Annotated in this window: 15 protein-coding genes; 6 read left to right on the top strand and 9 right to left on the bottom strand. The window is 65.9% G+C overall.

The genetic code is table 11. The features are described 5' to 3' along the window. Positions 1-11 precede the first annotated feature (11 nt). Complete coding sequence (locus RVU70_RS03230) at positions 12-857, top strand: tetratricopeptide repeat protein (protein WP_363349649.1); 846 nt, start codon at positions 12-14, stop codon at positions 855-857. 107 nt (positions 858-964) lie between these two features. On the opposite strand, the gene RVU70_RS03225 is transcribed toward RVU70_RS03230, so the two are convergent. Beyond that, positions 965-1,783 carry a methyltransferase domain-containing protein gene (locus RVU70_RS03225; protein WP_363349648.1) on the bottom strand — a complete coding sequence of 273 codons (819 nt, stop codon included), beginning with the start codon at positions 1,781-1,783 and terminating at the stop codon, positions 965-967. Between the two features lie 117 nt (positions 1,784-1,900). Then, on the bottom strand, positions 1,901-2,608 hold the full coding sequence (locus tag RVU70_RS03220; RefSeq protein ID WP_363349647.1) for a TerC family protein: 708 nt from the start codon (positions 2,606-2,608) through the stop codon (positions 1,901-1,903). Positions 2,609-2,795: 187 nt separating this feature from the next. Between RVU70_RS03220 and RVU70_RS03215 the strand changes: the two genes are divergently transcribed. Next, positions 2,796-3,215 (top strand): PRC-barrel domain-containing protein, encoded by a 420-nt coding sequence (locus RVU70_RS03215; RefSeq protein ID WP_363349646.1) that lies wholly within the window; start codon positions 2,796-2,798, stop codon positions 3,213-3,215. 262 nt (positions 3,216-3,477) lie between these two features. Here RVU70_RS03215 and RVU70_RS03210 read toward each other — a convergent pair whose 3' ends face one another. The 3 genes from RVU70_RS03210 to dapF all read right to left on the bottom strand — a co-directional run bounded on the left by RVU70_RS03210 (position 3,478) and on the right by dapF (position 6,100). Continuing rightward, complete coding sequence (locus RVU70_RS03210; RefSeq protein WP_363349645.1) at positions 3,478-3,864, bottom strand: hypothetical protein; 387 nt, start codon at positions 3,862-3,864, stop codon at positions 3,478-3,480. A 206-nt stretch (positions 3,865-4,070) separates the two neighbouring features. Continuing rightward, positions 4,071-5,243, bottom strand: a complete 1,173-nt coding sequence (locus RVU70_RS03205) for a MiaB/RimO family radical SAM methylthiotransferase (protein WP_363349644.1) — start codon at positions 5,241-5,243, stop codon at positions 4,071-4,073. Next, the gene (gene dapF, locus RVU70_RS03200) at positions 5,240-6,100 is read right to left on the bottom strand and encodes a diaminopimelate epimerase (protein ID WP_363349643.1); all 861 of its coding nucleotides are present in this window, start codon (positions 6,098-6,100) and stop codon (positions 5,240-5,242) included. Before dapF ends, RVU70_RS03205 begins: the two co-directional genes overlap by 4 nt. Positions 6,101-6,245: 145 nt before the next feature. On the opposite strand from dapF, the gene RVU70_RS03195 reads away from it, so the two are divergent. The 3 genes from RVU70_RS03195 (at position 6,246) to RVU70_RS03185 (ending at position 9,057) form a co-directional block, all read left to right on the top strand. Continuing rightward, positions 6,246-6,938 (top strand): GyrI-like domain-containing protein, encoded by a 693-nt coding sequence (locus RVU70_RS03195; RefSeq protein WP_363349642.1) that lies wholly within the window; start codon positions 6,246-6,248, stop codon positions 6,936-6,938. A gap of 132 nt (positions 6,939-7,070) precedes the next feature. After that, complete coding sequence (locus RVU70_RS03190) at positions 7,071-7,427, top strand: copper resistance CopC family protein (protein WP_363349641.1); 357 nt, start codon at positions 7,071-7,073, stop codon at positions 7,425-7,427. Between the two features lies 1 nt (position 7,428). Beyond that, on the top strand, positions 7,429-9,057 hold the full coding sequence (locus RVU70_RS03185; protein WP_363349640.1) for a CopD family protein: 1,629 nt from the start codon (positions 7,429-7,431) through the stop codon (positions 9,055-9,057). On the opposite strand, the gene RVU70_RS03180 is transcribed toward RVU70_RS03185, so the two are convergent. Genes RVU70_RS03180 through RVU70_RS03170 form a run of 3 tightly spaced genes read right to left on the bottom strand, consistent with a single transcriptional unit; the run spans position 9,042 to position 10,742 of the window. Beyond that, positions 9,042-9,911: a hypothetical protein gene (locus RVU70_RS03180; RefSeq protein ID WP_363349639.1), complete on the bottom strand. Its 870-nt coding sequence runs from the start codon at positions 9,909-9,911 to the stop codon at positions 9,042-9,044. The genes RVU70_RS03185 and RVU70_RS03180 overlap by 16 nt on opposite strands. A gap of 22 nt (positions 9,912-9,933) precedes the next feature. Further along, on the bottom strand, positions 9,934-10,155 hold the full coding sequence (locus tag RVU70_RS03175; RefSeq protein WP_363349638.1) for a helix-turn-helix transcriptional regulator: 222 nt from the start codon (positions 10,153-10,155) through the stop codon (positions 9,934-9,936). Next, a complete protein-coding gene (locus RVU70_RS03170) occupies positions 10,155-10,742 on the bottom strand; it encodes a DUF2975 domain-containing protein (RefSeq protein WP_363349637.1) in 588 nt (195 codons plus the stop codon). Before RVU70_RS03170 ends, RVU70_RS03175 begins: the two co-directional genes overlap by 1 nt. A 102-nt stretch (positions 10,743-10,844) precedes the next feature. Between RVU70_RS03170 and RVU70_RS03165 the strand changes: the two genes are divergently transcribed. Then, on the top strand, positions 10,845-11,462 hold the full coding sequence (locus RVU70_RS03165) for a hypothetical protein (RefSeq protein WP_363349636.1): 618 nt from the start codon (positions 10,845-10,847) through the stop codon (positions 11,460-11,462). Between the two features lie 55 nt (positions 11,463-11,517). Here the strand turns inward: RVU70_RS03165 and carA are convergent, their stop codons facing one another. Continuing rightward, complete coding sequence (carA, locus tag RVU70_RS03160) at positions 11,518-12,708, bottom strand: glutamine-hydrolyzing carbamoyl-phosphate synthase small subunit (protein ID WP_363349635.1); 1,191 nt, start codon at positions 12,706-12,708, stop codon at positions 11,518-11,520. Positions 12,709-12,767 lie beyond the last annotated feature (59 nt).

Below are 12,767 nucleotides of genomic sequence, written 5' to 3'. Positions count from 1 at the left end.
GGTTTAAAGGCATGGGCTTTCGCCTAACGGCTTGCCGACGGGTTTTGCTCGGCGGCGCGGCGCTGTCTGTGCTTGCGCTCGGCGGCTGCGAGACGGCGAGCGGCATTCGGCCGCCCGGCCGCGGAATCGCGGAGATCGCCGACACCGACCCCAAAGCCGCCTCCGCGAATATCGAATCGCTTTCCGAAGTGATCCGGCGCAACCCCACGAGCGCGGAAGCCTATAATACGCGCGGCGTCGCCTATGCTCGCGTCGGCTCCTTTCAGGAAGCCATCGCCGATTTCACCCAGGCGACGAAGATCGATCCCAACAACGCCGCCGCCTACACCAATCGCGCGCTCGCAAGCCGTCAGGCGGGACAGAACGAGGCGGCGCGCGCCGATTTCGACCGCGCCGTTCAAGCCAATCCCAACCATGCGCCGGCCTATGTCGGGCGCGCCAATCTGTTGCGCGCGCAGGGCAATCTCGATCAGGCGCTGTCCGACCTCGACACGGCGATCCGCCTCAATCCCGAGAACGCCCAGGCTTTCCACGCGCGCGGGCTGATCTATCAGAAGCGCGGCGACAACGCCCACGCGGTCACGGATTTCGACAACGCCATCGACCGCGATCCTTTCGCGGCCGCCCCCTATCAGGCGCGCGGCGAGAGCTTCGTGGCGCTTGGCAAATATGACAAGGCGATCGAGGACTTCAACGCGGCGCTCAACGTCGACAACAAGAATTCGCTCGCCTGGGCCTGGCTCGGCCTCGCCTATGATAAGAGCGGCAATCGCGCCAAGGCGGTCGACATTTATCAGCGCGCCTTGCAGCTCGATCCGCAGCAGCAGATCGCCAAGCAGGGACTGCGCGGCGGTTAGCCGGCGGGCGCCCCTCCCCTCATAAGGAAAGCTTTACGACGCGCCCCGCGGCGCGGCCGTCATTTTCGGCATTCATCGCTCGGCAATGACGGCTGAGGGCCCTGCAATCAAGCCTGGGTCTTGATGCCGATGAAGGTGCCGCGCATGTCGGTATGGTAGTAGCCTTCCGTCATGCTTTTGGCGATGTCCTCGCCGAGACCGTCGAATTGCTCGAGCACCAGATCGAAGCCGGCGTCGCGGATGGTCTGGAGAAGATATTCGCGCTGTATCCAGAACGACCGCGTGTTGTCCCAGGACGACCAGCGATGCTCTTCTCTTTTGCGGAAAGAATCCTTGTCGAGAAATTCGGCGAACCAGCGCCCCGGCACGCCTTCGTTTGTCGTCAGCGGCGAGAGATTATGGATCGGATGCTGGATGTCGTAGGTGGCGGCGAAATGCGTCTGAAAGATCGCGATCCGGCTCGTTAGCGAGGAAATCATCTCGATGAATTTCCGCGGCTGTTCGAGGTGATACAGCAGACCGCAGCAGAACACGCCGTCGAACTTGCCGTATTTGCGCAGGTTCCAGGCATTGTCCTTGACGAAGGTAAGATTGGGCAGATCGGTTCTCGCCTTGACGAATTTGCACGCGGCGAAGTTCGATTCCCGCACCTCGAGGCCGGTGACCGAGAAGCCCAGTCTGGCCAATTCGACCGAATATCCGCCCTCCAGGCAGCCGAGATCGGCGAGGCGTATGTTTTCCCGATCTTGCGGGAAGACAGTCGTGAGAATGCGCCGCGCGGCGACGAACCAGGGAACCTGATCCATCGGCGTTCCGTCAGGCTTCGTATAGGTTCCGTCATCGAGACGAATATTGTGCGCGGTAAAGGTCGGGACGCCGGAATCCTGGCCCTGACCGATCCATTTACGAAGACTGGAGAGTGACAATTTTTCTGCCCGCTTATTGGATTAAGTCGCCGAAACTAGCAGAGGGGCAGAGCTCGAGCAACCTGACCCCCGTCGGCGGGGCGCGGCGCAACCTTGCAGGGGGCGAAGCAACGTCTGCTATCCGCCATGTTTCTCGCGGTCGCGCTGATCCTCGCGCCATTGGCGGTAGAGTTGAATCAAAAAGGCGGCGACCAGGACGATCGCCGCGCCGCCGATGGACAAATTGCGCTCGAGAGCCGCGTGGTCGAAGCCATGCAGCGTTTCAGCGAGGGCGGGGTCGGTCGCGGCCATGTCCCCCGCGACCCAGCCCAGGAGGCCGGCCCCCGCCCAGACCAGCGCTGGAACCCGCTCGAGGATCTTGAGCAGGAAGCCCGCGCCAAACATCACGATCGGGACAGAGAGCGCGAGGCCGAAGACGATGAGATAGGTCGAGCCCCGCGCGGCCGCGGCGATCGCGAGAACATTGTCGAGCGACATGACGGCGTCCGCCATGATGATCGAGATGACCGCGCCCATGAGATCGGGCTTGGCCGCCACGTCCGAATGCTCGGTCTCGTCGATGAGAAGCTTCACCGCAACAAGGAGCAGAAGGAGCGAGCCGAAGACCTTCAGATAAGGAATGCTCATCATCTGCACGACGAGCAGCGTGAAGATGACGCGCAGGATCACGCCGCCGAGCGCGCCCAAGAAAACGCCCCAGCGCCGTTGCCGGACGGGCAGGCTGCGGCAGGCGAGGGCGATGAGGATCGCATTGTCGCCCGACAGCAGAATATTGATCCAGATGATCTCGAGGACTTCCCAGCTGATCGTGAGTTGCGAGTCCATGGAGTCCTTTCCCGGCTGCGGCGCGCGCCGACTGCATTAGCCTGTTTCGCCCCGGGGCGAAAGGATGCGCCTCTGTGAGCCCTTCGGCGTCTGCGGCGACGGAACATTTGCGGCGAAGATTTGTTCACTTGGCTCAGCGGACCTCGTGAAAGGTCCGGCAGTCGGTTTTGAGGAGGCGACGATGGGAATGGCGACGCAAAGCGGCAATCTGATCTCCAGCGAAAACGTCGAAGGCACGGCCGTTTATGACCCCTCCGGCAACAAGATTGGCCAAATCGATCATCTGATGATCGACAAGGTGTCGGGGGTCATTCGCTATGCGATCATGACCTTCGGCGGTTTCCTCGGGATCGGCGAAGGCGAGCATCCGCTGCCGTGGAAGGCGTTCAAATATGACACGAACCTCGGCGGTTACGTGACCAACGTCACCGAGGATCAGCTCAAGAACGCCCCCGAATATACCGATCAGAGCTGGACGGACCGTGACTGGGAGTCGCGTCTGCATCAGCATTTCGGCTCGCGTCCCTATTGGGAGGAAGGCGGCGCCGGCATGGGCTCGACGAGCACGCAGTCGGGTCGCGGAACCGACCAGACGGCCGGCTTCTGATAGACGGACCCAAGGGCAGGGCCGCCGAGAGGCGGCCCTGCTTTTGTACGCGCCGGTTTCGTCGTTACGGAGAGACGTTCGCGAAGATGGCTTTGCTCTAACGCACTGCGACCGCGCAGTGCTCGCGGTTGCAGATCTTTTGAACGAATGCGACCGCGCAGTGCGCCGGTTGCAGGTCTTTTGAACGCAATGCAACCGCGCAGTGCGCGGTTGCATGTCTCGTGGCTCCGGCGGAGGGCAGGGGGCCGGTCTGCAGAATTAATCAGCAGGGGCAGCGGCAGGAACCGCCGCTATAACCGTAATAGGCCGGGTAGGCCGGGTAGGCCGCGCCGTACGTGCCGCAGCCCATGGCTGGGTAGCCAGAGCCCCAATAGCCATAACCGTAGGGAGACGTGGCTGCGCCGAGCGCCAGTCCGCCGAGCAGGCCGGCGCCGAGGCCCAATCCCAGGCCGCCGCCGTAGCCCCATCCGCCATAGCCCCAGCGCCCGTAACCCCAGCCCGGACGGAATCCGCCGTAGCCCCAATGCCGGCCCCATCCGCCGCCCCAGCCATAACGCCCCCATGCCGAGGCGGGCGTTGCGACCGCCAGCGTGCTGACGAGCATCGTGGCGGCGAGTGCGGTCGTAATCATCTTGCGTGTGTTTGTCATCGCTACGTCTCCAAGGGTTGTTGTCGGACAAAGCCCCAGGGCCACCCGTGCAACGCGAGGTCATTTTTCTTGTTCCGGCGCGTCGAAAGCTCAGAGACTGACAGCCGCCTGCCCTCGACGGGCGAGGATCGCCGCGCGCCAATGACTTGCGGCGCAGAAAATTTTTCTTGAGTTTTTGCGCCTGACGCGAAGGCGCCGATCGGCGTCTACGGCGACGCGCTGCGCTCGAAGGCGACCTCGAGCGCGCGTCCGTCGTGTCCAGTCACGCGCGCCTCGATCATGCGGCCGGCAGGAACCTCCGGCGTATGCGCCAACGTGAAATCGGCCGCGCGCGCCATGCCGCCGCGTTCGACGAGGAGGCGCAGGGTCTTGCCCTGCTGCGCGTCGAGATGGCGCGCGAGGGCCTGTTCGCCCCTTTGCCGCAGCATCGCCGCACGCGCCTTGGCGACGTCGTGCGCAACCTGCGGCATGCGCGCCGCCGGCGTCCCGGGGCGCGGCGAAAAGGGAAAGACATGCAGATGCGTCAGGCCGCAGTCGTCGACGAGCGCGAGCGTCTGCGCAAACATCTCTTCCGTCTCTGTGGGAAAGCCCGCAATGAAATCGGCGCCGAAGACGATATCGGGCCGCGCGTCGCGCAAGGCTTTGCAGAAGCGGATGGCGTCGGCGCGCAAATGGCGCCGCTTCATGCGCTTGAGAATGAGGTCGTCGCCGGATTGCAGCGAGAGATGCAGATGCGGGCAAAGACGCGCTTCCTCGCTGAACGCGACGAACAGCTCCTTATCCGCTTCGATGCAGTCGATCGACGAGAGGCGCAGCCGGGCGAGATCTTTGACCGCGCCGAGCAGCAACCGCACGAGCCCGCCGAGTTTCAGTCCATCGGCGTCGTAGCTCGTCAGATCGACGCCGGTCAGCACGATCTCCTGCTTGCCTTTCTCGACGAGCGCGCGGGCTTGGGCGACAATTTCCTGCGGCGCCGCCGACCGGGAAGCGCCGCGCCCCGCCGGGATGATGCAGAAGGTGCAGCTGTGATCGCAGCCGTTCTGCACGGCGAGGAAGCCGCGCGTGCCCTCCTCCGCCGCCGCCGCACGCGTCGCCGGCTGTTCGGCGATGACGCGCGAGACTCCCGACATCGCTTCGAAGCTTTGGGGATCGATGCGCGCCGCGCAGCCGGCCACGACGATCTGCGCCTGCGGCCTTTCGCGATGCAGTCGACGTATGGCCTGACGCGCCTGTCGCGTCGCTTCAGCGGTGACGGCGCAAGTATTGACGATGACGGCGTCGGCCGCGCCGGCGTGTTCACGTGCAAGCGCTTCGGAGTCGACCATATTCAGTCGGCAGCCGAAGGTAAGGGTCTCGACTGGGTGCGCCGGCGCGCTCACGTCGCCGCATCCTCGAATAGCGCGGCCGTGAGCCGCGCCTCGAATTCGAATTCCACCGGTCCGGTCATCAGCACGTGATTGTCGGTGCGCCAGTCGATCGTGAGGTCGCCGCCAGGCAGCCGCAGACGTGCGCGCCGCTCGCTCAACCCGGCGCGCACGGCGGCGACGAGCGTGGCGCAGGCCGCTGAGCCGCAGGCCTGGGTGGCGCCCGTGCCGCGCTCCCAGACGCGCAGCAGAATGTCGTCGCGCGCGAGGATCTGCGCGAAGGAAATATTGGCGCGCTCGGGGAAGAGCGGGTGGCGTTCGAGCTTCCCGCCGAGCGTCTCGAGCGCGACGGCGCGCGCGTCCGGCACGAAGAACACCGCATGCGGATTGCCCATGCTGACGGCCGAAAAATGCGCCGGCGCGCCTTCGACCGGCGGGTCCAGCGCCACGGCGCGGGTGTCGGCCTGCCGCGCGAGCGGGATCTCGCGCCAATCCAGCCGCGGCTCGCCCATGTCGACGGTGAACAGCGTCTCCGCCTCGCGCCGCGTCTCGATCCGGCCGGCGTCGGTTGCGAGCAGGAGCCGCTCCTTGCCTTCCCTTGCGAGCGCATAGGCGACGCAGCGGGTTCCATTGCCGCAGGCGCCCGAACGCGAACCGTCGACATTGTAGATGCGCATGAAGGCGTCGTCGCCCTCGGCGCGCGGGTCGTGCACCGCCATCAGCTGGTCGAAGCGCAGGCCCGGCGCGGCCGCGATGGCGCGCGCCTCCTGCGGAGCGAGCACATGGTCGAGCCCGCGCAGGTCGAGCACCAGAATTTCATTGCCCGCGCCGTTCATGCGCAGGATCGGTCGATTGTCGAGCGGATGCGGCATCGGTCCTTCCAAAGGCGTCTCGTATATAGAGACTGCGCCGCCCAAGGGCTACTTTGACAAACGCCGCTTTGCCACGCCCACACCTCTGTCGCATTTTCGCGCGAGGAAGGCAGGCGATTCGCGGCGTGGAAGGACGCATCGAGACATGGACGAGGAACCCGGTCTGATCGACAGCTTGCGGACGCATTGGCGGTCGCTGGCGATTTTCACCTTGCTCGTCGCGACGGCGGCGATCGTGGCCGAGCGTCGGTTCGCCGCCGGGCCCGAGGAGGGGCCGGAAAAACCCGCCGCCGCCGCGCCCGAGGCCGCAAAGCCAGACGCCGCCGCGCCGCAGGACGAGGCGGCGAAGCCCGCGACCCCCGACGCCGCGCCCGCCGTCGCGAGCGAGACCGTCATGGTCGACGCCCGCCCCGCGGCGGTGCTGAAGGGGCAGGGCAAATGGGAAGGCGCGGCCAAGACGCTTTCCGACGCCATCAAGAAGCTCAACGCCGCCGTCGCCAAGGCGGGATTGACCGCGAACGGCCGGACGATCGCCGTCTTCACCAAGACCGACGATACAGGTTTCACCTTCGAGGCCATGGCCCCGTTGAGCGCCGCGCCGGAAGGCAAGCCGAAGCTCGCCGATGGGGTGGAGATCGGCTCTTCGCCCTCCGGCAAGGCGATGAAATTTCAGCATCGCGGCGCCTATGACGAGATTGACGCCACTTATGAGGCGATCGCCGCCTATCTCGACGAGAAGGGGCTCGACACCAAGGATCTGATCATCGAGGAATATCTGAATGATTTCAAAGGCGAAGACGCTGAGGTCGACGTCGATATCTACGTCTTTGTGAAGTAACTGGGGAGCCGGCGCGCGATTCGGGCCAGGGAGGGGAGCGGGCGGATGCGGCCCTGCGGGGCATTGCTCGGGTCTCGCGGAATCGGCTAAGCAGCAACGGCTCGGCCGAACAGACGGCCGCGGGTCGACATCATGCGCATATTCCGACTTTTCTGCCTTTTCGCGTGCCTCGCCCTCACGGACGGCGCCGCCGAGGCGCACGCCATTGTCCTGAACTCGACGCCACGCCCCGACGCGACGGTGAAGGGCGAGAGCATCGCGATCGAAATCCGCTTCAATAGCCGGATCGACGCGGGCCGCTCGCATATCAAGCTCGTCAAGTTGGACGGCGACGTCGTCTCTCTGCCGCTCGCCAATTCCGCCTCCGAAGACACGTTGCAAGCGACGGCGACCGGGCTAGCGCCTGGCGGCTACCGGCTGCACTGGCAGACGCTCAGCCCGGATGGGCACATCACGCAAGGCGACATACCGTTCCGGGTCAGCCGCTGACATGCAGCTGTTTATCGAAATTTACGGCTTTCTCAGCGTGGTTCTGCGCGGCTTTACCCTGGCCGCACAGTCAGTTGCGGTCGGCGGGCTCGCTTTTCTGCTGATGCTGGTCTGGCCGCTCGCCGGCGCGCTCGGCGCGTCGGGCCCCGTGCTCGAGCGCCGCGCTCTGCGGCTGGTTTTCCTCTCCGCCTGTGCGCTGCTCGCCGCTGAAGCGCTCGCGGCGGCGGCGCTCACCCTCATGCTGGCCGGCACGCTGGAAATCCCTATCGATCAGGCGGCCGAAGCGCGCGCCGTGGCGGTCGCTCTCATGGCGGCGGTTCTCGGCGCGGTCATCGCGCTCGCCGCCTGGCGCGCCCGGCGCGGGGGCGGGGCCATCCGTTCGGCCGCGCCGGTGCTGGCGGCGCTGCTGCTCGGCGTTCAGGCGGGCGCCACCCACGCCGTCAGCCAGTTCGAGGGCGCCGTCGCGCTCGCCGCGGCCGAACTGCTCCATATGGGCGGGGCGGCCGTCTGGATCGGCGGCATCCCCTATTTTCTGATGGCGCTCACCGACGTAACGGACCCGACCGCCCGCGCCAGCGTCGCGCGGCGCTTCTCGCTCATGTCGGTTGGGGCTGTCGCGGCGCTGCTCGCCGGCGGCCTGTTGATGGCGGTCTACTACGTCGGGACGCCGCGGGCGCTCTACGGCACCTCCTATGGCGTGATGCTCACCGCCAAGATCACGCTGCTGCTCGGCCTGCTGTTCCTCGGCGGCCTCAATTTCCTCGCCGTGCGCAAGTTGAAGAACGAGCCGGCGGGCCCGCTTCTGCGCACGCGCCGTTTCGCCGAGACGGAGATCGGCGTCGGCCTCACGGTCATTTTCTGCGCCGCGTCGCTCGCCTCGCTGCCGCCGGCGCGCGACCTCCCCAACGATCGGGCGAGTTTCGCGGAGATCGTCGACCGGTTGGAGCCGCGTCTGCCGATACGGCTGGATAGTCCGGATTTCGAGGCGCTCTCCGCCGCTCTGCCGCCGGAGGCGTTGAAAAACCTGCCGCCGGGCGCCCAGCCGCCGCGCTCGCCGGCCGACATCGCCTGGTCGGAGTATAATCACCACTGGGCGGGACTTTTCGTCGTCGCCATGGGCGTGATGGCGCTCCTGGAGCGCATGAGCCGCCGCCTCGCGCCCGTCATGCGCCATTGGCCGCTGGTCTTTCTCGGCCTCGCGGGCTTCCTGTTTCTGCGCGCCGACGAAGCGGTCTGGCCGTTGGGCCGGCTCGGCCTCATCGAGAGCCTGCGCGATCCGGAGATTGCGCAGCACCGGCTGCTGACCCTGCTCATCGTCGCCTTCGGCCTCTTCGAGTGGCAGGTGCGGCTCGGGCGCATCAAGGCGTGGTGGGCGGCTTATGTCTTTCCGATCAGCACGGCGACGGCGGCGGCCTTTCTGCTCACCCATTCGCACGCGCTCAGCAATCTCAAGGAAGAGACCCTGATCGAGATCACCCACACGCCGCTCGCCCTCGTCGGCGTCGCGGCGGGCTGGTCGCGTTGGCTGGAGTTGCGGCTCGATGGCGAGGCGAAGAAGATCGCCGGGCTCGTCTGGCCGGTGGCCTTCATCTTCGCCGGGCTGATGCTGGTGTTTTATCGCGAAGCCTGAAGGCCCGCCGAAAAATCCGTCCAGCGCTCCGACGGCGCCGCTCCGAAGGCCACGCGGAACGCCGCGTCGAAAGCCTCGCCGCTTTCCAGACCCCGCATCAGCGCAAAGAAGGCGCGGCGGTCGCTCTCGCGCAGCCAGCCGATGAAGAGCGCCGCCTGCCGATAGGCGAGACGCTGCCGGAACGTGCGCAAATCGCAGCCCGCGTCGCAGGGGGGCGCCGCGGCGAAAGGGATCGACAGGAAATTGGTCCAGGGGGACTGATCGAGAATGATCGCGTAGCCATGACGGATCGCCTCGCGCGCCTCGGCGTCGCTGACGCTCTCCGCCGCGCCGCCGTCGGAAGCCAGCACCGCGAGCCCTTCGGTGAACCAGTGCGGCGGCCGCGGCGCCTTGCGCGGCCGCCAGCCGAAGAAATGCACGTGCGAGAGCTCATGCGTCAGCACGCTGGCAAGGCGGTCGCCTTCGCTCTTGCAGAGCGTCGGCGACAGCACGGCCCGCCCCGCGCGGGACACCCCGGCGACCTTGCGGTCGTTCAGCCCATTCGCGCGGGCGTAAGTCTCGAAATCGTCATAGACGCCGACGACAGGCGGTCTCGCGAAGGGGCGCCCGTGCTCGGCTTCGATCTTGGCGACCGCGCCGGGAAGGACGGCCGCCACGGCCTCGGCGCAGGCGCGCGCCTGCGGCTCATAGTGCACCCTTGCGTCGCCGGGGAGCGCGGGGAGATCGGCGGGGTCGTTGAACTCGGCCAGCAAGGCGGCGCGCAGTTGCGGCTTTATGGCGAGCGAGAGGAGGATGGCCGCGACGAGGGCGAGGGCGGCGGAGGCGAGGAATTTGAAGACTCCCGAGAGCGTCATCCCTCGCCTCCTATGCCGCGCTTCAGTCCGAGGCGTTCTCATCCGGGCGAAATTCCAGAAGGTCGCCGGGCTGACAGTTCAAAACCTCGCAGATTTTTTCCAGCGTATCAAAGCGCACGCCCTTCACCTTGCCTGATTTCAGCAGGCTGACGTTTTGCTCGGCGATGCCGATCTGCTGCGCGAGGTCGCGCGAGCGCATCTTGCGTTTGGCGAGCATGACGTCGAGGTTGACGATGATGGGCATCAGACGATCTGCGCGTTTTCGTCGGCGATTTCGGCAGCTGTCTTTTGTATATGCGCAGTCGCGAGAAGGCCAAAGAGCAACAGGAGCAAGGCGAGATCGTTTGGAATGAGATAGACGCTCACGATCCGCAGCTTTTGACCGGCGGGAAAATGCAGAGTGAGCAGGACGGAGAGCAACGGGCGCGTTGCAATGTCCAAAGATTGCGCGACGATGCCGAAGAGTGCGGTGCGTCGTAGCCAGAGCGCCGAATCCAGCACGAAAATGCGCCCGTCGAGATAAAGCGTGAACAGACGCCACGCGCTATAGCAGGCATAGGCGGCCAGCAGCCATATGACGAATTGCACGGCAAAGGCCGAGGCCTGCTGCCAAGGCTCGATCTGGGACAAATCTTTGTTCAGCATATGCCCATGATGGGCGTCGATGGCCGCCACGTCGCTCCAATAGGCGGCGAGGCCGTAGAGCAACCATAGCGCAAAGATCACGGCGGAAAAGCGCGTGGCCTGGCAAATCCAGCCGATGCGCCGACGCAGCGCGGTTTCCAATTCGCGGGGGGTCGGCTGAGAGGAGAGGGGAAGCGCCTCGATCATTTTGAGCCTCAGGAAGGAAGGAATGCCCGTTCAGTCCAAGTTGACACATGAATAATTTAATGTAAAACATTAAAATATTCGTTTCCAGAATGGAGTCTGCCGATGCGATCGAGCTTGTGGCTGTCCCGATTGATATCTGGCGTCGGCCTTTTCACCCTTGCGGGCTGCATCCCGATTGCAACGCAATGGAAGCTGCGCCATTTCGACCCGGCGACCGCCGACATCGCCCAATTGCGCGTCGCCGTGCGGCCGCCGGCCTGGGCCACGGCGACGCCGGAGAGAACGGTTCTTGCCGCGAAATACGAGTTCGCTGACGGCGGGCCGGGGCGGACGCTCGACATCCATCTTCGCCGCGGAGCGCATCCGGAAGATCGCGTCGCGCTCGAGCGGCTCACGCCCGCCGCTGAGTCGCTCGTCGTCTACGAGGCGGCGGCCGCGGATCTCGTCGCTATCAGGGCCTTTCAAGCGGAAATCGGGAAAGCCGATCAGGGCGGCCGCCACGGTCGCGGCGAGGCGACGGTCGTCGGCAGCCTCGCCTGTCGAACCGCCGATATCCCGGAGGGCCCAATTCTGGTCGACGCCTATATCCACGCCAGCGACGAGCTTGGCTGGCTCCCGCTCGCTGAGGCGGCCGATCTCAAGGCGTATATGCCGGCGAACGAAAACATTGAGGATCGCGCGCCATTTTGCGAGAAACCGGCCGGCCGCGGGGCGCGCTGAGACGCCCCCTCTCTGTCCCTCTCCCGCGTCGACGGGGGAGGGGTGGGAAGCGGCCTTACGCCGCCTTCGCCTTCTCCATCATCTCGACGAACCGCTTGAACAGATAATGGCTGTCCTGCGGGCCGGGCGAGGCCTCGGGGTGGTGCTGGACGGAGAAGGCCGGGCGGTCGGTGAGCGCAATGCCGCAATTGGAGCCGTCGAAGAGCGAGCGGTGGGTCTCGACGGCGTTGGGCGGCAGGCTGTCGCGGTCCACGGCGAAGCCGTGATTCATCGACACGATCTCGACCTTGCCGGTGGTGAAATCCTTCACCGGATGGTTCGCGCCATGATGGCCCTGCGGCATTTTTTTCGTCTTTGCGCCGACGGCCAGCGCCATCATCTGATGGCCGAGGCAAATGCCGAAGGTCGGCAACTTCGCCGCCAAGAGGTCGCGGATCACGGGCGCCGCGTATTTGCCGGTCTCGGCCGGATCGCCGGGGCCGTTGGAAAGAAAGACGCCGTCGGGATTGAGCGCCAGAATCTCCCGGCTCGTGGCCGTGGCGGGCGCGACGATCACCTCGCAGCCCTGATCGGCGAGCAGGCGCAGAATGTTGCGCTTCACGCCATAGTCGATGGCGACGACGCGGAACTTCGGCTGGCCGTCGCGCGCGCCATAGCCGGCGCCCAGACGCCAGGGCGTCTCGCTCCAGTCATAGCGCTCCTTGGCGCCGACGGAGGGGACGAGGTCCATGCCGTCGATGCCCGGCCAGGCGGCGGCCTTGGCCTTGAGCGCGGCGAGGTCGAACCTGCCGTCCGGCGCATGGGCGATGACGGCGTTGGGCATGCCGCGCTCGCGGATGAGCGCGGTCAGCGCGCGCGTGTCGATGCCGTAGAGCGCGACGATCCCGCGCTGGGCGAGCCAGTCGGCGAGCGGCGTATCGGCGCGGAAATTGGAGGGCTCGGTCACCGGCTGGCCGAAGATCGCGCCGACCGCCCCGGCGCTTTTTGCGAGGTCGACCGTCTCGATGTCCTCGTCATTCGCGCCCACATTGCCGATGTGCGGGAAGGTGAAGGTGACGATCTGCGCGGCGTAGGAGGGGTCGGTCAGGATCTCCTGGTAACCGGTCATCGCCGTGTTGAAGCAGACCTCGCCCACGGCCTCGCCCACGGCGCCGAGGCCATAGCCCTCGATCACTTCGCCGCTCGCGAGCACCAGCACGCCGGTATGCACCGGCTTCGTCCAGCCATTGTCTTGATCGAGGGTCATCGTTCCGTCCGTTGCGTTCGGCGGGCAGCTGCTATTGACAGCCGCCCGGCCGCGCGTCA

Source organism: Methylocystis echinoides, from assembly GCF_040687965.1.
In the GTDB taxonomy this organism is placed as follows: domain Bacteria; phylum Pseudomonadota; class Alphaproteobacteria; order Rhizobiales; family Beijerinckiaceae; genus Methylocystis; species Methylocystis echinoides_A.
Note: the sequence above shows the minus strand (reverse complement) of the source record. Positions and strands in the feature narration are given on the sequence as shown.